Here is a 17,548-nt window from a genome sequence, read left to right as displayed (position 1 = left end):
AGTGGATACGTCGCGTGACTCGACGATATCTCGCTGTATGCCCCGCTTCTGCGCGACCCGAGGCTTGGGGCGCCTAGCGTGAGCTACTTGCCCTCAACCGCGATGCGCAACTCTTCGGCAAATTCGCTGTAAGGCCGGATCGCGTGAGCGCGGGTGTCCACCGAGCTGCCGAGCTTCTGGATGATCGGCAGCGACTCGAGCGCCTGGTCGAGCGACGTGTGATCGGGTACGTCGAGCACGGCGAAGACGCTGCGCTGGCCGACGACTTTCCACAGGTTGGTCACCACCCCGGCGTCGACGGCACCCTGCGCCGCGCGGGCTTCCTCGAGCCAGATCGTGAATAATTCTTCGCGGCTCATGTCGACGGGCTGGTGGATGTCGAACTGGACGAAATACTGCACCATGTCCTCCTTCAATCGATGAAGCTAACCCGCATTCATTCTGGTGCTAGAGGAGATCTGCCCGACACGATTCGACACATCGGAAGACGAATCCTGTCGCATCCAAGTACTGATCCGATGGTGCGCGTCGTGAGACCAGAAGATGTGTCCTGGAGCGACGCGGGCTGCTCACGGTTCTCGTGCGGAAATGGCTGATTGGAAGTCATCCCTGGTCGTGGACCGCGAAAGATACCGCAGCCATGCGCTTCCGACGGCATGCCGTCTACCGCTCAGGTGGGTGCTGATCGCCACGGTGGTGGATCGCTCGTCGTCATTGGGATCAGGTCAAGTGGTCGAAGTCTCCGCGAATCCAGGCGACATGTCGGTCCGCAGATGCTCTGAGTAGGGCCTTCGCATCGGCGTTGACGGAGTTGTTGAAGTTTCCATAGATCCGGTCGTATCTCAGCGGTTCGAGCTGGGTGACGATTCGCTCGACCACAGCGCCCGACAACGGGATGTGGGCTGTACCCGTCGACTTCCCATAGAAGTAAACGTGTTTGGCGTCAACCACGTGGTGGTCCCCGACGTCAGCACCGACCCGGATCGGCACCCATCTCGCGACTTCTCATCGGCATGCCGTCGACTACGGCATAGATCGCCTGAAGATCCGGAACCTCGTCGACGCGCATCTTCTCGCCGCCGTCCTTCCCGATCAACACGACGCTGAAGGTGTCGTCACCGATCGCAAACTGGGTCCTCAGCCGCCGTGCCTCGTCGGCGTCGACGGCGTGGCCGTCGAGGGTACTGTCGCCCTCGGCGACCACCACTCCGAGAACCATGTCCCGACCGGTGAAGTCGCATCGAGTGGCGTCGACTCGGTTCAGCGTTTCGAGGAGCCGTGGATCGCTTGCCGTCGGCGCGAACACCAGTAGAGGACGGCTCTGCCAGCGATAGTCACTCAGTTCGGCAGCCATGGCCCTAGCCGGTCCGAGGGAAGCAATGGCTGCCACACCGATGACCACGAACGCCAATCGCCGAACGCCGCGCGTCTTTGCCATAGTGCTTCTCGACCTTACCGACTCGTGCTCTCCTGTCGATATGGACGTTTGGACACCGTGATGGGGAAACGTCGATGACGACAGAACAGCACGTGACGTACTGCCGGATCTGCGAGGCCCTCTGCGGTGTCGTCGCGACCGTGGAGGACGGACGGCTGGTGAAACTGCGGCCCGACGACGACAACCCGTTGTCCCGTGGCCGCGCTTGCCCCAAGGGCATCGCCATGGCCGACGTCCAGAACGACCCCGACTGGGTGCTGACCCCGCTGCGCAGGCGCCCGGACGGAGGGTTCGACGACGTCAGTTGGGACACCGCGCTGACCGAGATCGCCCGGCGGCTACGGCGCGTGGTGGACCAACACGGCGGCGGCGCCGTCGGCCACTATCTCGGGAATCCGGCGGCGTTCGGATATGCGACCAGCCTGTGGCACGGGCTGTTCATGAAGCGGCTGAACTCGCCGCACATGTACTCGCCTGGCTCCCAGGACATCAACAGCCGGTTCGTCGCGAGCAAGCTGCTCTACGGTGCCATCAGCCAACTGCCCTTCCCCGACCTCCCGCGAACCGACTTCCTGCTGATGCTGGGAGCCAATCCGCTCGTGTCGCACGCCAGTGCGTTGCGAAGCCCGCGCATCAGGGACGATCTGGCCGGCATCGTCGCGCGTGGCGGACGAGTGGTCGTCATCGACCCCCGGCGCACCGAGACCGCCCGGAGCTACGAACACCTCGCGGTCCGGCCCGACGGCGACGCCTGGCTGCTGCTGTCGATGTTGAACGTCGTCTTCGAGGAGGGCTTGACCGACGACGTCGCGGTCGCCCGGCAGGCCACCGGGGTGGCCCGATTGCGTGCTGCAGCAGCCGAATTCCCACCCGAGCGCACGATGGAACGCACCGGTGTCGCGGCCGGCGTGGTCCGCGGCCTGGCGCGGGACTTCGCCTCCGCGCGGTCGGCATCGGCGTACGGGCGCACCGGCGCGTGTCTGGGTCGGCACGCCACCCTGGTCTGCTTCCTGCTCGACGCGCTGTCGGTGGTCACCGGCAACCTCGACCGCCCCGGTGGAACCCTGTTCGCCCGAGGCGTGGTCCCGCTCGAGGAGTTTGGCGAACGGGCGGGAGCCCTGCGCTACGACGAGGTGCGCTCTCGCGTGGGCGGTCATCCCGACGTCATGGGCACCTTCCCCGCGACGGTCATGGCGGAGGAGATCACCACTGCGGGGCCCGGTCAGCTCCGGGCGTTGATCAGCACCGCGGGCAACCCCGTCCTGTCGGTTCCCAACGGGAGGGCCTTGGCGGCGGCGCTGCCGACGTTGGACCTGTTCGTCGCCATGGACCTCTACGTCAACGAGACGAATCGACACGCGGACTACGTCCTGCCGGCGACCACCTTTCTCGAAAGGCCCGACATGCAATGGGGATTCGCCGCGGCCTCACCGACGGTCTACATGCAGTCCACCGAGGCGGTCGTCGCACCGTATGGTCAGGCGCGAGAGGAATGGCGGGTCTACGACGACATTGCCCGCTTGATGGGCGTGTCGCTGCTGGCGCAGGGACCACTGGCCCGGCTCAACTCGATCTTCATGTTGTTCGACCGCATCGGGCCGGCGCGCCTGACGCCGCGGCGCATCTTCGAGCTGCTGCTGCGCCTCGGACCCTACGGTGACCGTTTCGGGTTGCGCCGCGGAGGGCTCAACGCACGGCGGTTGCGCGCCCGGCCGCACGGCGTGGTGCTGGCCGAACACGCACCCACCGGGCTGTTGCAGGAGATCGTTCAGCACCCGGACAAGCGAGTTCATTTGGCACCCAACGAGATTCTTGCCGAAATTGGTCAAGTCGGTGATCGGCACCCCGACGACGCGGCCTTCCCCCTGCTGATGATCGGCCTGCGCGAACTCCGATCCCACAACTCGTGGATGCACAACAGCGAGACCCTGATGAGGGGCGCCCCGCCGCGGCGCCACCGGGCCCGGATCAACCCGACGGATGCGGCCGACGCCGGACTGGTCGACGGAGGCCAGGTCCGCATCGTGTCGCCGTCGGGGACCATCGAGACCGAGGTCCTCGTCACCGACGAGGTAGGTCCAGGCACGATCGCCGTTCCGCACGGCTGGGGTCACGACGGCGGATGGACACGCGCCAACGCCGCCGGTGGCGCGAACGTCAACGACCTCACGTCGAGCCGCAGCGACGACCTCGAACGCCTGGCCGGAATGTCGGTCCTCAACGGCGTCGCGGTGCGGCTGGAGAAGGTCGTCGTGGCGGAGACGGATCGCGCCGTGTCCTGACGGGCGAGCTCGTTTCCTCGAATCGCCCGTTGCACCAGCGCTTCACGGCTAACCTGGACAGGTGTCCAGTGAGAATATCGTGGGACCTTCCGAACACACGCTGACCTGTCCCCTGTGCGAGGCCATGTGCGGTCTGCGGGTCCGGGTAGAGGAGGGCACCGCCATCGACGTTCGCGGAAACGCCGAGGACGTGTGGTCGCGCGGGCACATCTGCCCGAAGGGTGCGACGCTCGGTCATCTGCACGACGATCCGGACCGCCTGCGAAAGCCCATGGTGCGGACGGCGGACGGAACGTTCCGCGAGATCGACTGGCCAGAAGCCTACGAGGAGGTGGAGCGCGTCCTCCGCCCGGTTCTCGCAGAACACGGCGCTCGCGTACTGACTGTCTACGTCGGCAACCCGGTGGCGCACAACCTCGGCCTCGCCACCTACATCGGCGCACTCGTCGGCATGGCCGGGGCCGCCGGTATGCCGGCCTACTATTCGCCGGGAACGGTAGACCAGTGGCCGCTCAACGTGGTGAGTGCCCTGCTGTTCGGCGGGATGTGGAACGCACCGATTCCCGATCTCAGCCGGACTGACTACTTGATGGTCCTGGGGGCGAACCCTGCCGTTTCGCAGGGTTCCATGCTTTCCGCCCCGGACGTCGTGGGAAGTTTGGCCGCCATCCGTCGTCGTGGAGGCAAGGTCGTCGTGGTCGACCCTCGGCGCACCGAGACGGCAGCGCGCGCGTCGACGTGGGTACCGATCCGTCCGGGCACCGACGCGTTGCTGCTGTTCGCGGTGCTCAGGGCCCTGGTCGAGGACGGGGCGATCTCCGAGACGCCGCACCTGAAAGACAAGGTGATCGGGCTCGAGGAGGCCATCGCGTTGGCCGAGCCCTTCAGTCCGGAGCGGGTCGGTGCGGCAACCGGCGTCGACGCGGAGACCATCCGTGGCCTCGCCGCAGAACTTGCATCTGCGGACCGGCCAGTGCTGTACAGCCGAGTTGGCCTGTGCACCCAGGAGTTTGGGACCTTGGCCACGTGGCTCGTGTTCGTCTTGAACGTCGCGCTGGGTTCGGTAGACCGCCTCGGAGGGGCGCTCTTTCCCAAGCCCGCCGTCTGGTCTCCGATGTTCATGAAGCCCCCCGACCAAACGACGGATCGGTGGGAATTCGGTCGCTTCTTCAGCCGGGTGAGTGGAGCGCCGGAGGTGCTCGGTCAGTTTCCGGTCGGCTGTTTGGCCGAGGAGATCGACACGGCTGGCGACGGGCAGATCCGTGCGCTCATTTCCATAGCGGGCAATCCCGTCGTCTCGGCACCGGGATCGCGGCGCTTGGACGAGGCACTCCCTCGACTCGAAGCCATGATTTGCGTCGACAATTGGCTCAACGAGACGACCCGGCACGCCGACGTCATCCTCCCCGGCCTGTCGCCGCTGGAACGAGCGCATGCCGACGACCTGTACTGGATGTACGCGGTCGCCTCCTGCATCAAGTGGTCCGAGCCGGTGTTCACCGATGTGCCAGATCGCCCGGGAGAGTGGGAGTTGTTGCTGCGCTTGGCCGGCGCCGCGCTGGGAACACCGGTGCCCGACGTCGACGTCGCCGCCATGGACGACCTGTACGTCCAGGGGGTGATCGCCACCGCCTGCGCGACCACGGGAACCCCACTGACAGGTCGCGACGCCGGGGCCGCGTTCGCCAGCCTCGACGGGCGAGGCCCGGAGCGGCTGGTCGACTTGGGTATTCGACTGGGGCCGTGGGGTGACGATCTGGGAACCCGACCCGGCGGGCTGACCCTCGCCGACGTCAGGCGGCATCCCGACGGTGTCTGGCTGGGAGACTTGGAGGCGGGACGGCTCGACGAGGCCGTGACGACACCGTCGGGTCGTGTCGAGTTGATTCATCCGCAGATCGTCGACGACATTCCCAGGCTTGCCGCGCGATTGGAAAGGCAGTCACCGTCGCTGGTGCTGACCAGTAGGCGGCACTTGCGGTCGAACAACTCGTGGATGCACAACGTGCCCGCTCTCATGCGCGGCAAGGACCGATGCACGTTGCTAGTGCACCCCGACGACGCGGACGCCTTGGGCCTGTCCGACGCGAGCATCGCGACGGTGGAGACCGACGGCGGCTCGGTGGACGTGGTGGTGCAGGTAAGCGCCGACATGATGCCCGGCGTGGTTTCCCTGCCGCACGGCTGGGGACACGGCCTGCCCGGAACGATGCTCGCCGTGGCCAACGCGCACCCGGGCGTCAACGCCAACCTGCTCAATCCCGTCGACGTCCTGGACGTTCCCAGCAGCACCCATGTCGTCAACGGGGTGCCCTGCCGCGTTCGGCCCGGGTCGTCGTGACGTCACTCCCACCCTCGCGGCGTCGCACGCCGGCCAGTACGTCGGCGTCGGCGCGAAACTGAAGCCGCCGCACCTGCCCGTGCTCGACGGTGAAGTCGAAGGCGACCTTCACCTCGCCGCGATGAATCCACGCCGCACCTGGGCGATCGTCGACCAACACCGGAAAGGCCGCCGCGGCAGCGCCGTTGAAGAAGGTGGCCACCTCGTCGGAGCCACGCAGATGCGTCGGCGTGCCGAGCGCGCTGGCGGCCGCGTCGGCGGACACCACCACGTCGGGGGCCAGCAGTTCCAGTAGCCGCACGAAGTCGCCTTCGCGGGCTGCGGCCATGAACGCGTCCACGATCTCCCAGTCGGCGAGCGCATCCTCGGGTGTGGCGGCGCGCACCTTGGCGCGCGCCCGAGAAGCGAGCTTGCGCGCCGCGACCGCCGTCGTGTCGAGCATCGAGGCGATCACCTCGAAGTCGACCGCGAAGCTGTCGTGCAGAACGAACGCCACCCGCTCGGCGGGCGTGAGCCGGTCGAGCACCACCTGGAGCGCGATGCCGACGGTGTCGGCGAGCACCACGTCGTCGGCGGGGTCGGCATCGGTCGCCGCGACCTCGATCGACTCCGTTGGTTCGGGGGTACGTACCCGCAGCCGGTCCAGGCACAGTCGCGAGGTCACCGTGGTGAGCCAGCCCGGAAGGTTGTCGACGGGCTCGTCGGTGGCGTGCAGCCTCAGCCATGCCTGCTGCACGACGTCTTGGGCTGCGTGGGCGTCGCCCAGGATGCGCGCGGCGATGCGCTCAAGACGAGGTCGCTCGGCCTGGAACCCCTCGCGCAACTGCTCGTCGCTCACCATGGCGGTCACACTTTCGTCGTCGGATGCGTCACCACTCTGACGCACCCGGACCGCCCGGTGTGACCGACTCGGGAGGAACCTTCGTGAAGACCATGACCTGCCAAGATCTCGGTGGCCCCTGCAACCGCGAGCACCGCGGTGACAGTGCCGACGACATCATCAACGCCCAGGATCGGCACCTCAAGGAACTGGTGGAGACCGGAGACGACGCCCACGTACCCGCCCGCGAGGACATGAAGGGCCGCTGGCGCCACCCCGTGAAGTCGATGAGTTGGTACAACGACGTCAAGAAGCGCTTCGCCGCGCTGCCGGAGAGCTGACGCCCGGTGTGGCCGGTTTAGTCTGGGCGCGTGACAGACGGCGTGCGCTGGCGCGAGCGGAGCCGCCTCGTGCGATTGGTGCGGCTCTGGCGTACCCGGAACCCGCACACCTTTCGCGAGAAGGTGCGCTACAAGATGCTGCGAGACCACCGCGCCCGTGTCGTGACGTTCGCCGACAAGGCAGCGGTCCGCGACTACGTCGCCGAAGTCGTTGGAGAACAGTATCTTCCGCGGGCGTACGCAATCGTCGACGATCCCGCGGCCCTGCACGACGTGAACTTGCCAGAAAGTTACGTGGTCAAACCGACGCACGGCAGCGGAGCGGCCATCGTCGTCTCCGACCGCGCTCCACTCGAGGCGCGTCTACCGTCGGAACCGGGGAGCTGGGTGTACCGCCACGTCGCGCCGGAGTTCGCGCCTCGGGCCGACGTCGTCCGGATCGCACGGGGCTGGGTGACCCAGCTCTACGGCCAGGGGCCGAACCGCGAATGGGTCTACGGCCACGTGCCTCGACGGGTCATCGTCGAAGAGATGCTTGCCGCCGCCGACGGCTCGATCCCCGACGACTACAAGTTCTTCGTCTTCCACGGGAAATGCGCCTTCGTGCAGGTGGATTCGGGACGGTTCGGTCGGCGGACGCAGGACTTCCTTCGGCCCGACTGGCAACACCTGCCGCTCAGTGCCGGCCCGCCATGGGCCGACCCGGAACCCGCTAAGCCCGATCGCCTTGGCGAGATGATCACCCTGGCCGAGCGGCTCGGCGCCGACACCGACTTCGTCCGCGTCGACCTGTACGACGTCGACGGGCGCATCGTCTTCGGTGAGCTCACCAGCTTCCCCGCAGGAGGCGACAGCCCATTCGACCCCGAGTCGTTCAACGAGGTGTTCGGTCGCCCGTGGGCAGTGCCTCGGCGTTATCGGTGAACGTCGACTTCGATGTACCGCCGGAAGCATCGACGGCTTGGGCGGCTCGGAAGCCGACGGACTCTCAACTGACCGGCACGATGTCGGCAGCGCCCAGCCGTGCACCGTCGGCGGTCTCGTCGTCGGGCATCGTCTGGCTCTCTCGCTCTGCGGCGACCCGCGCGAGGTAGTGCGCGACCTCTCGTTCCCGTTGCTCGGGAGACCATCCGAGTAGCGGTCTCATGAGATCTGCGACTTCCTCGCAGGAGTCGGTGCCACGGTCGAAGGTCTCGATCGAGATCCGGGTTCGGCGGCACAACACGTCGTCCAGATGCAGAGCACCTTCGTGGGTGGTGCCGAACACCACCTCGGCGCGTAGATAGTCGTCGGCGGCTGCCAACGGAATGCCCAACGCGGGATCTTCGCGGATGAGCGCGAGGACGTCTCCGACCATCGACCCGTACCGGTTCAGCAGGTGCGTGATGCGGAACTCGTCGAGTCCTGATTCCGCGGCGAGCTGATTGCGCGCATTCCACATCGCTCGGTAGCCCTCGGCGCCGAGCAGCGGTACGTCCTCGGTGATGGACGGTGGGACTCGACGGTCGAAGTTCTCGCCCAGACCGTGGACGGCCTCGTCGACGGCGTCCTTGGCCATCACCCGATAGGTCGTGTACTTACCGCCTGCGATCACCACCAAGCCCGGGACACTGTGTGCGACAGCATGTTCACGGGACAGTGCAGACGTGTCGGCGCTTTCGCCGGCCAGCAACGGGCGCAGGCCGGCGTAGACCCCCTCGACGTCGTCCTCGGTGAGCGGAACTCGCAGCACGGAGTTGACCTCATCCAGCAGGTAGCGGATGTCCTTCTGGCTCGCCGCGGGGTGCGCCTTGTCGAGTGACCAGTCCGTGTCCGTGGTGCCGATGATCCAGTGGCGCCCCCAGGGGATGACGAACAACACCGACTTCTCGGTCCGCAGGATGATCCCCGACGAGGACCGGATCCGGTCGCGCGGTACGACGAGATGGATGCCCTTGCTCGACCGCACGTGGAACTGGCCGCGCTCGTTGGCCAGGCCCTGGGTGTCGTCGGTCCACACTCCGGTGGCGTTGACGACCTGCCGTGCTCGCACGGTGTGGGTGCGGTCGGCTTCGAGGTCGACCACCCGGGCACCGGTGACTCGCTCGCCCTCGCGGATCAGGTCGACCACACGGGTCCGTGTCGCGATCCGGGCGCCGTAGGTCGCCGCCGTGCGGGCGATGGTCATGGTGTGCCGGGCGTCGTCCACCACCGCGTCGTAGTACTGAACCGCCCCCACCAGAGAGTCCTTGCTCAGCGACGGCGCCGTCCGCAGGGCGCCCCGCCGGGTCAGGTGGCGGTGCAATGGGATTCCGGCCCCATGCCCGGAGGCCTTCGACATCGCGTCGTAGAGCGCGAGTCCGGCACCGAGATACCACCGCTCCCAGCCTCGATGCTTGAGGGGGTAGAGGAACTTCACCGGCTTGACCAGGTGCGGAGCCAGCTTCTCCAGCATGAGTCCACGTTCGGACAAGGCCTCGGCCACCAGACCGAAGTCCAGCATCTCCAGGTAGCGCAAGCCTCCGTGAATCAGCTTGCTGGACCGGCTCGACGTGCCCGAGGCCAGGTCACGTGCTTCGACCAGCCCGACCCTCAGGCCGCGGGTGGCCGCGTCGAGTGCCGCGCCGGCTCCGACGACGCCACCGCCGATGATCAGGACGTCCAGGGGTTGCGCCGCCATGTCCTCCAAGGCGGCTCCGCGGTTGACCGGTGAGAGCGGGAATGCCTCCATGGCCGCTACCTGACCTTTCCATGTTGAAAGTCATTGCTGTGTCGATGAATTGAGGTGCATAAGGCGGGCGCGGCCATCAGCTGACGTCCACCCAGTCCAACGTGCGTTGGACTGCCTTGCGCCACTGGGCGTGGCCCGCCTCTCGCTGTTCGTCGGTCCAGGCGGGCTGCCAGCGCTTGTCCTCCAGCCAGTTCTTGCGTAGCTCGTCGGTGTCCTTCCAGAACCCGACCGCTAGACCGGCGGCGTAAGCGGCTCCCAGCGCGGTGGTCTCGGCCACCACGGGCTTGACCACGTCGACGCCGAGCACGTCCGCTTGGATTTGCATGCACAACGCGTTGGCCGTGATGCCGCCGTCGACCTTGAGGACCTCGAGATGGACACCGGAATCGGCTTCCATCGCCTCGACGACGTCGCGGCTCTGGTAGCAGATTGCCTCCAGCGTCGCCCGGGCGACGTGGGCGTTTGTGTTGAATCGTGACAGGCCGACGATCGCGCCGCGCGCATCCGACCGCCAGTGCGGCGCGAAGAGACCCGAGAACGCCGGGACGAAGTACACCCCGCCGTTGTCCGCCACCTGACGTGCCAAGACCTCCGATTGCGCTGCGCCGCTGATGATTCCGAGCTGATCGCGCAGCCACTGCACTGCCGACCCGGTGACGGCGATGGAGCCCTCCAGGGCGTACACCGCGTCGGCGTCGCCGAACTTGTACGCGACGGTGGTGAGCAGACCCGCCTTGGACCGCACGAGGTCGGTGCCGGTGTTGAGCAACATGAAGTTGCCCGTGCCGTAGGTGTTCTTGGCCTCACCGGGAGCGAAGCACACTTGCCCGACGGTGGCCGCCTGCTGGTCGCCGAGTGCACCGGTGAGCGGCACCTCCCCGCCGAGCGGTCCATCGGCGAGCGTCAGTCCGTAGGGCTCCGGCGACGACGAGGGCACGATCGTCGGCAGCATCTGACGGGGAATGTCGAACAGGGTCAACAACTCGTCGTCCCAGTCCAGGGTCTCCAGGTTCATCAGCATGGTCCGGCTGGCGTTGGTCACGTCGGTGACGTGAACGCCCCCGCGGACGCCCCCCCGTCAGGTGCCACAGCAGCCAGCTGTCGGTGTTCCCGAACAGGGCGTCACCGCTCTCGGCAGCCGCGCGCACGCCGTCCACGTTCTCCAGGATCCACTGGATCTTGCCGCCGGAGAAGTACGTCGCGGGCGGCAGACCGGCTTTGTGGCGCAGTGTCTCTCCGTGGCCTGCTGCCTCGAGCCTGCTGGCGATCCGGTCGGTGCGGGTGTCCTGCCAGACGATGGCGTTGTAGTACGGCCGCCCGGTCCGTCTGCTCCAGACCACCGTCGTCTCGCGTTGGTTGGTGATGCCCATGGCGGCCAGGTCGCTGCTGACCAAACCGGCCTTTCCGAGCGCGGTCTGGATGACCGATGACGTGCGCTCCCAGATCTCGACTGGGTTGTGCTCTACCCAGCCCGCCTGAGGCAGGAGCTGTTCGTGTTCGAGCTGATGTTGGGCGATGACGTTGCCGCCGTGGTCGAAGACCATGAAGCGGGTGCTGGTGGTTCCTTGGTCGACGGAACCGATGAAGTCGGGCATGGTGAGTCTCCTTGGTATGGGGAAGGTTCAACGCTCAGCGGGCTTCGGCGACGCCGACCTCGTGAGGAAGCGTTTCCGCAGCGGGCAGGAATCGCTCGATGCCGAAGACGAAGAGGGCACCGCCGATCAGTCCGCCGATGACGGGAGCGACGATCGGGAGCCAGAAATACAACTCGGGCCCGTTGGCCGAGAACATCGCGTCCTGATAGCCCGTGATCCACGACGCGACGCGGGGACCGAAGTCGCGCGCCGGGTTGATCGCATAGCCGGCGTTCGTGCCCCACGCCATGCCGATGGCGACCACCAGCAGACCGATGATCAATGGCGCGGTGTTTGCCATCGGAGGGTCGTTCACGGCGCTGGTGAGAGCAAAGATCACCATCACCAGAAGTGCAGTACCCACGACCTGGTCGGCGAACGCGGTCACGATCGACACGCCTTCACCCGGTGAGGTCGAGAAGATGCCCTGGGTCGCCTTGGTGTGGGTCGGGTCGACGTTGGCGATCTGGTCGGCGTAGACGAACCGGACGATGAGCGCGCCCACGAGGGCGCCGACGAACTGCGCACCGATGAACGGCAGGATCTTGCGCCGATCGAATCCTCGGAACGCCGCGAGCGCGACCGTCACCGCGGGGTTGAGGTGAGCCCCGCTGATCCGGCCGGCGACGAAGACCGCCATCGTGACGCCAAGGCCCCAACCGAAGGCGATCGAGTTGTGGTCGCCCGACGCGAGGGACTTCGGGAATCCGCCCGTGACGACCTGTGCGACGACGCCGCAACCGAACATGACGAGGATTGCGGTGCCGAGTAATTCACCCGACAACTCGCCGATGAGTGGGTGGGTCTTCTTCATTGCCGATACCTCCGTGTGCCTGTCGCTGCGCCCCGTCTGGTGGCGCCGCTCTCGTGACCTGCTGCGAACCTAAGGAGGGAATGTGACGCAGATCAATCGGCGTTGTTCGACAATGTCGAACAGGGCGATGCGGCCGGGGTCACAGCTGGCTGCCAGTTAGGAGCTGCGCATGCCAGGCCCGATACAGGCGCTCGAACGCGCCACGGTGATTCTCGACCTCGTCGAGCGCAGCGACAGGTCGATGCAGCTGCGCGACATCGCCCAGGAGGTGGACCTGTCGAAGACGACCGTCCACGGCATCCTTCAGACCCTGACCGCCTTGGAGTACCTGGACCAGGACCCGGACTCGGGGGCCTACTCCCTCGGGCCACGAATGTCCTCGCACGAGGTCGTGGAGCTCGACGGCAACGATCTACGCGCCACGGCGATGCCCTGGGCCGACGGACTGGCGTCGGACACGGGCTTCGAAGTGTTGATGACGATCCTGCACGGTCAGGAGGCGGAAGTCGTTCACCACGTGTTCCGGCCCGACGACAAGCCTCAGACCCTGCGCGTCGGAGAACTGCTCCCTTTGCATGCCACCGGCTGCGGCAAGCTGCTCTTGGCGTATTCACCTCTGCGCGAACGACTTCTGCGTAATCTTCCGCTGGACCGCTACACGCGTCGCACGTCGACCAATCGAGGTCGGCTGGCCGGTGTCATCGAGCAAATTCGCATTGCCGGAGTGGCGACGGGCGACGGCGAGCTCGATCCCGACTTCGCCGACGTGGCCGTTGCGGTGCACGGTGGCAGCCGCTCCAGCGTCGCGGCACTCGCGTTGCACGGTGCGCCCGAAGAGTTGCTGGCCCGAGACGGCACACCCCGCGCCGAGCTACTCGCGGCACTTCGGCTCGCCGCCGCTTCAGTCATGCACGCACTGGAGGCCGCCCGGTGACCGACCAGCGCGTGGTGGCGGCGATCGACCTGGGTACGACGTCCGCGCGCTGCATGGTGTTCGACCACGGTGGCCGGATGCTCTCCATCGCGCAGCGTGAACAGCGGCAGTCCTTTCCGCAGCCCGGATGGGTCGAGCAGGACGCCGCCGAACTGTGGCGCAACGTGCGCAAGGTCGTACCCGACGCGCTCAAGGCGGCGGGGCTGGACGCGACCAACGTCGTCGCGCTCGGGATCGCCAACCAACGCGAAACCACCGTGGTGTGGGATCGCCGGACGGGCGCGCCGGTTGCGCCGGCAATCACGTGGCAGGACACCAGGACCGGTCCCGTGGTGGACCAGATCGAGCCCCATGCCGAGGACTTCCGTCGACTCGCGGGACTCGACCCGGCGTCCTACTTCGCCGCGCCGCGTCTGCGCTGGCTGTTGGACAACGTCCGACGTCTGGATTCTCGCGCACACAAGGGCGAGGTGCTCTTCGGCACCCTCGAGTCGTGGCTCATCTGGAATCTCACCGGCGGCCCCAAGGGGGGCATTCACGTCACCGACGTCACGAACGCGAGCAGGACCCTCCTCATGGATCTGCACACGCTGGAGTGGAGTCCGAAACTCATGTCGATACTGGACATTCCAGAAGCGATGATGCCGCGGATCGTGACGAACTGCGAGGTATACGCCAACTGCGCGGTCGTCTTGCCGGGCGTGCCGATCGCAGCCGCGCTCGGTGACCAACAGGCGGCGCTCTTCGGCCAAATGTGCTTCGAACCCAGCGACGCGAAGTGCACGTACGGGACCGGGGCCTTCCTGCTGATGAACGTCGGAACCTCGATCGTCGAGTCCACCAATGGCCTGCTGTCGACCGTCGGATATGCCGCGCCGAGCGAGGAGCCGATGTACGCCCTCGAGGGGCCCATCGCGGTGGCCGGCTCGTTGGTCCAGTGGTTCCGTGATCAGCTGGGCGTGATCGACACCGCGCCTCAGATCGAGACATTGGCTCGTACCGTCGACGACAACGGTGGCTGCTACATCGTGCCGGCCTTCTCCGGACTGCTTGCGCCGCGCTGGGACTCGGCGGCGCGAGGAATCGTCGTGGGACTGACGTCCTACATCACCAAGGGTCATCTCGCGCGCGCGGTGTTGGAGGCCACCGTCTGGCAGACGTGGGAGGTGGTCAACGCCATGATGCTCGAATCCGGCGTGCCCCTGGCGAGGTTGGCCGTCGACGGCGGGATGACCTCGAACCACCTGATGATGCAGTACAACGCCGACGTCCTCAACGTTCCGGTGGTGCGCCCGTTCGTCTCGGAGACGGTGTCGTTGGGTGCGGCGTACTCGGCCGGGCTCGCCGTCGGCTATTGGCCCGATCGCGCTGCGTTGCGGGCAAATCGGCACATCGCGGCGGCGTGGTACCCGAACATGGACGCCCGGACCCGCAGGCGTGAGGCCGCGGGCTGGAAGTCTGCGGTCGCGCGGGCCTTGACTCCCGCCGAGGTCGCCCTGCGCGACGACGGCCTCTGAACGGCCGACCTCGTCACCGCGCGGCGCGTGCTGCGCGCATGGACGTGAATTGTTGTTGACTACCTCCTACGGACAGGACGACACGACCCGTCAGGCGCGAGTCCTGAGCCACGTGGAGGAGGAGCGCCCATGAAAGACCGCACGACAACGGATTCCGCACTCGCGATCGAACGCCGCACGATCGAAGTCATCCCCGACGGCGAGCGCCATGGAACGCCGCGCAACCAGTTCACTCTGTGGTTCGGCGCCAACATGCAGATCACCGCCATCGTCGACGGGGCGCTGGCCGTCGTGTTCGGCGCGGACGCGATCTGGGCGATCGTCGGTCTGCTCATCGGCAACGTCTTGGGTGGAGTCGTAATGGCGCTGCACTCCGCCCAGGGTCCGCGGCTGGGACTGCCGCAAATGATCTCCAGTCGCGCGCAGTTCGGAGTGTTCGGCGCCGTCGTGCCGCTGTTCTTCGTCGTCCTCATGTACCTGGGCTTCGCCGCAACGGGCACCGTTCTGGCCGGTCAGGCGATCGGACACATCCTGCACTCCGACGACGTGGCGGTCGGCATCGTCGTGTTCGGTGTACTCACCGCATTGGTGGCGGTGACCGGGTACCGACTGATTCACACCGTTGGACGGGTGGCCTCCGTCGTCGGCATCATCGGCTTCACCTACCTGGCCATCCGGCTGTTCGCCGACTACGACGTCGCGTCGGTCATCGGCGTGAAGCCATTCGACTTCGCCACCTTCCTCCTCGCCATTTCACTCGGGGCGGGCTGGCAGCTGACCTTCGGGCCCTACGTCGCGGACTACTCCCGTTACCTGCCTCGCACCACCAGTGGTCGTGCCACCTTCTGGTCCACCCTGGCTGGTTCGGTCATCGGGTCCTCGTGGTCCATGGCGTTCGGCGCGCTGGTAGCCGCCGTCGCGGGCGACGAATTCCTCGACGACCAAGTCGGGTTCGTCGGCGGTCTGGCCGGCCCGCCAGTCGTCGCGGTGCTCATCTACCTCGTGATCGTGATCGGAAAGCTGACTATCAACTGCCTGAATGCCTACGGCGGTTTCATGTCGATCCTCACCACGGTGACCGCGTTCAACGGTCAGACCCGCATCTCGTCGACCGCCCGCGCCGCCTACATCGTCGGATTCACGGCGCTCTCGGTCCTGATCGCACTCGGAGCCAGCGCCGACTTCCTGAGCAACTTCAAGAACTTCGTCCTCACGTTGCTGATGGTCTTCACCCCGTGGAGCGCGATCAATCTCATCGACTACTACCTGATCTCCCGGGAACGCGTCGACGTCCCGGCGCTCTACAGCCCCGCCGGCCGGTACGGCCGGTGGAACGCAACCGCACTGGGCTGCTACGCGATTGGCGTCGTGGCCCAGATTCCGTTTCTCGCGCAGGCGCTGTACACCGGACCCGTCACCGGCATGCTTGGCGGAGCCGACATCTCCTGGATCGTGGGCTTGGTCGTCACGGCCGCGATCTACTACCCACTTGCCCGGCGCACGAGCAACCCGCCGGAATCGATGATCCACCCCGACCACGTCGCCGAAGCGAGCACGGGCTAGCGCCGTCACCGAATAGGGTTCACGGCCCTTACGCCCGGTGCGTCGCGACGGCCGTGTCAGCGGACCACGCGGCGCAGGCGAATGACGGCGCTGACCACGAGTGCGATGATCGCGCCGACGACTGCTGCACCGAGCAGCGAAACCCCCTGCGCCACATCAAAATTCCAGCCGATGAAGTTGATCGTGGTGTGGATGGTGTTCTGCAGGACGAAGATCACCAGGGCGATGGCGAGCAGCGCGGCGATGACGAGCGCAAATTTCGAGGCGAAGCCGCCGCGCGTGCGATCCGTGGTGGTGTTGGTCATGATGGTCCCTCTTTCCTGGGCTGTAAACGCGGTGTGCCGCTGTGTTGGCAGAGATGTAGTCGGCGGCCGTGCGCGAAAGCGAACGGCATCGGCCGATGATCTGTCTCACACGACATCCAGGTTTAGGAGAGGAAGCCCCCGGCCCTCATCGGCGACGCCGAGCCCCGGTCGTCCCTTGCGCCGACCGGCGCGTGAGCACTCCGGTCAACGCCGTCGCAGCGCGCGGCGGGCGTGCGGCCAGAACGGCAGCCCGGCGGCAAAGGTGCCGCCCGCGGCGGCCACCGTGACGGCGGCGTCGACGCTGGTACGGCCCTGACGGGCCCAGTACACGTCCTTCAGGTCGATGAGCAGGGCCAGTTCGTCGACGATCAGCGCCAGCGCCGACCCGTAGGTGACCGCTGTCAGCGCGTGACGGCGGTGCCGCTCACGCCCGCGCAGCGACACCGCGCCGACACCCGCCAGGCCCGCGATGCCGAGGTTGTAGTGGTGAAAGTGATGACCGCCCACCGACATTCCCCCACCGGCCGGCCCGTGCCCGTCGTGAATCCAGTGCGTCAGGGCGCGCACGCCGGCGAAGGTCGCCGTGAAGGAGGCCCAGGCGATGAGGGTGGACCGCTCGCCGGGTTGCAGTCGTCGCGTCCATTCGTCTTCGAGGCGCTGCCAGCGGGTCGGCGGTGCGGGGTGCTCGACGTCCGCCGAGATGTTCGTCGGATCGCCGACGTCGCCTGGCCGTGTGGTCGATTGCGTCATCGAACTTCCCGTCTACGTTCATGCGTGCCGCGTCGCGCGCTGCTCGCACGGTAGGTCCGGCAGTTGTCACCGTTGGGGCCGAACGCCTGTCGATGTCCT

The 17,548-nt window shown here is 66.8% G+C and carries 15 protein-coding genes and 1 pseudogene; 7 read left to right on the top strand and 9 right to left on the bottom strand.

Annotated features, from left to right (window positions below; genetic code table 11):
- Positions 1 to 83: 83 nt before the first annotated feature.
- The 3 genes from H7J06_RS13435 to H7J06_RS13425 form a co-directional block, all read right to left on the bottom strand.
- Entirely contained in the window at positions 84 to 416 is a 333-nt protein-coding gene (locus H7J06_RS13435; RefSeq protein ID WP_264039390.1) for a muconolactone Delta-isomerase family protein, read from the bottom strand.
- Between the two features lie 304 nt (positions 417 to 720).
- Positions 721 to 951 carry a hypothetical protein gene (locus H7J06_RS13430; RefSeq protein ID WP_264039389.1) on the bottom strand — a complete coding sequence of 77 codons (231 nt, stop codon included), beginning with the start codon at positions 949 to 951 and terminating at the stop codon, positions 721 to 723.
- A 16-nt stretch (positions 952 to 967) separates the two neighbouring features.
- The gene (locus H7J06_RS13425; protein ID WP_264039388.1) at positions 968 to 1,354 is read right to left on the bottom strand and encodes a DUF4174 domain-containing protein; all 387 of its coding nucleotides are present in this window, start codon (positions 1,352 to 1,354) and stop codon (positions 968 to 970) included.
- A gap of 158 nt (positions 1,355 to 1,512) precedes the next feature.
- On the opposite strand from H7J06_RS13425, the gene H7J06_RS13420 reads away from it, so the two are divergent.
- The gene (locus H7J06_RS13420; RefSeq protein ID WP_264039386.1) at positions 1,513 to 3,720 is read left to right on the top strand and encodes a molybdopterin-dependent oxidoreductase; all 2,208 of its coding nucleotides are present in this window, start codon (positions 1,513 to 1,515) and stop codon (positions 3,718 to 3,720) included.
- Between the two features lie 61 nt (positions 3,721 to 3,781).
- Positions 3,782 to 6,061, top strand: coding sequence for a molybdopterin-dependent oxidoreductase (locus H7J06_RS13415; RefSeq protein ID WP_264039385.1), 2,280 nt, complete (start codon positions 3,782 to 3,784; stop codon positions 6,059 to 6,061).
- On the opposite strand, the gene H7J06_RS13410 is transcribed toward H7J06_RS13415, so the two are convergent.
- Positions 6,021 to 6,902 (bottom strand): sigma-70 family RNA polymerase sigma factor, encoded by an 882-nt coding sequence (locus H7J06_RS13410; protein ID WP_264039745.1) that lies wholly within the window; start codon positions 6,900 to 6,902, stop codon positions 6,021 to 6,023. The two genes, H7J06_RS13415 and H7J06_RS13410, sit on opposite strands and share 41 nt — an antisense overlap.
- Positions 6,903 to 6,994: 92 nt before the next feature.
- Between H7J06_RS13410 and H7J06_RS13405 the strand changes: the two genes are divergently transcribed.
- Together H7J06_RS13405 and H7J06_RS13400 are read left to right on the top strand one after the other, a co-directional pair.
- The gene (locus H7J06_RS13405; RefSeq protein WP_264039744.1) at positions 6,995 to 7,222 is read left to right on the top strand and encodes a hypothetical protein; all 228 of its coding nucleotides are present in this window, start codon (positions 6,995 to 6,997) and stop codon (positions 7,220 to 7,222) included.
- 30 nt (positions 7,223 to 7,252) lie between these two features.
- Positions 7,253 to 8,146, top strand: a complete 894-nt coding sequence (locus H7J06_RS13400; RefSeq protein WP_264039384.1) for an ATP-grasp fold amidoligase family protein — start codon at positions 7,253 to 7,255, stop codon at positions 8,144 to 8,146.
- A gap of 64 nt (positions 8,147 to 8,210) precedes the next feature.
- Here H7J06_RS13400 and H7J06_RS13395 read toward each other — a convergent pair whose 3' ends face one another.
- The 3 genes and pseudogenes from H7J06_RS13395 to H7J06_RS13385 all read right to left on the bottom strand — a co-directional run bounded on the left by H7J06_RS13395 (position 8,211) and on the right by H7J06_RS13385 (position 12,380).
- A complete protein-coding gene (locus H7J06_RS13395) occupies positions 8,211 to 9,932 on the bottom strand; it encodes a glycerol-3-phosphate dehydrogenase/oxidase (RefSeq protein ID WP_372515299.1) in 1,722 nt (573 codons plus the stop codon).
- 76 nt (positions 9,933 to 10,008) lie between these two features.
- Positions 10,009 to 11,527: pseudogene (glpK, locus tag H7J06_RS13390) on the bottom strand (glycerol kinase GlpK).
- A 34-nt stretch (positions 11,528 to 11,561) separates the two neighbouring features.
- Positions 11,562 to 12,380, bottom strand: coding sequence for an MIP/aquaporin family protein (locus H7J06_RS13385; protein WP_264039383.1), 819 nt, complete (start codon positions 12,378 to 12,380; stop codon positions 11,562 to 11,564).
- A 169-nt stretch (positions 12,381 to 12,549) separates the two neighbouring features.
- On the opposite strand from H7J06_RS13385, the gene H7J06_RS13380 reads away from it, so the two are divergent.
- The 3 genes from H7J06_RS13380 (at position 12,550) to H7J06_RS13370 (ending at position 16,394) form a co-directional block, all read left to right on the top strand.
- Positions 12,550 to 13,314 carry an IclR family transcriptional regulator gene (locus tag H7J06_RS13380; protein ID WP_264039382.1) on the top strand — a complete coding sequence of 255 codons (765 nt, stop codon included), beginning with the start codon at positions 12,550 to 12,552 and terminating at the stop codon, positions 13,312 to 13,314.
- Entirely contained in the window at positions 13,311 to 14,831 is a 1,521-nt protein-coding gene (glpK, locus tag H7J06_RS13375; protein ID WP_264039381.1) for a glycerol kinase GlpK, read from the top strand. The genes H7J06_RS13380 and glpK (H7J06_RS13375) overlap by 4 nt, the downstream gene beginning before the upstream one ends.
- A 129-nt stretch (positions 14,832 to 14,960) precedes the next feature.
- Positions 14,961 to 16,394: a purine-cytosine permease family protein gene (locus H7J06_RS13370; protein WP_264039380.1), complete on the top strand. Its 1,434-nt coding sequence runs from the start codon at positions 14,961 to 14,963 to the stop codon at positions 16,392 to 16,394.
- Between the two features lie 56 nt (positions 16,395 to 16,450).
- Here the strand turns inward: H7J06_RS13370 and H7J06_RS13365 are convergent, their stop codons facing one another.
- Positions 16,451 to 16,699: a lipopolysaccharide assembly protein LapA domain-containing protein gene (locus H7J06_RS13365; RefSeq protein ID WP_264039378.1), complete on the bottom strand. Its 249-nt coding sequence runs from the start codon at positions 16,697 to 16,699 to the stop codon at positions 16,451 to 16,453.
- 204 nt (positions 16,700 to 16,903) lie between these two features.
- Entirely contained in the window at positions 16,904 to 17,449 is a 546-nt protein-coding gene (locus H7J06_RS13360; RefSeq protein ID WP_264039377.1) for a hypothetical protein, read from the bottom strand.
- Positions 17,450 to 17,548: the final 99 nt, after the last annotated feature.

Origin of the sequence: Mycolicibacterium hodleri (genome assembly GCF_025822245.1) — a bacterium.
GTDB classification, from domain to species: domain Bacteria; phylum Actinomycetota; class Actinomycetes; order Mycobacteriales; family Mycobacteriaceae; genus Mycobacterium; species Mycobacterium hodleri.
Note: the sequence above shows the minus strand (reverse complement) of the source record. Positions and strands in the feature narration are given on the sequence as shown.

Bases quoted from the DNA above. Each gene is read 5' to 3' on its own strand.
- H7J06_RS13425 (WP_264039388.1), bottom strand. From the start codon at position 1,354: ATGGCTGCCGAACTGAGTGACTATCGCTGGCAGAGCCGTCCTCTACTG.
- H7J06_RS13420 (WP_264039386.1), top strand. From the start codon at position 1,513: ATGACGACAGAACAGCACGTGACGTACTGCCGGATCTGCGAGGCCCTC.
- H7J06_RS13410 (WP_264039745.1), bottom strand. From the start codon at position 6,902: ATGGTGAGCGACGAGCAGTTGCGCGAGGGGTTCCAGGCCGAGCGACCT.
- H7J06_RS13405 (WP_264039744.1), top strand. From the start codon at position 6,995: ATGACCTGCCAAGATCTCGGTGGCCCCTGCAACCGCGAGCACCGCGGT.
- H7J06_RS13395 (WP_372515299.1), bottom strand. From the start codon at position 9,932: ATGGAGGCATTCCCGCTCTCACCGGTCAACCGCGGAGCCGCCTTGGAG.
- H7J06_RS13385 (WP_264039383.1), bottom strand. From the start codon at position 12,380: ATGAAGAAGACCCACCCACTCATCGGCGAGTTGTCGGGTGAATTACTC.
- H7J06_RS13380 (WP_264039382.1), top strand. From the start codon at position 12,550: ATGCCAGGCCCGATACAGGCGCTCGAACGCGCCACGGTGATTCTCGAC.
- H7J06_RS13370 (WP_264039380.1), top strand. From the start codon at position 14,961: ATGAAAGACCGCACGACAACGGATTCCGCACTCGCGATCGAACGCCGC.
- H7J06_RS13365 (WP_264039378.1), bottom strand. From the start codon at position 16,699: ATGACCAACACCACCACGGATCGCACGCGCGGCGGCTTCGCCTCGAAA.
- H7J06_RS13360 (WP_264039377.1), bottom strand. From the start codon at position 17,449: ATGACGCAATCGACCACACGGCCAGGCGACGTCGGCGATCCGACGAAC.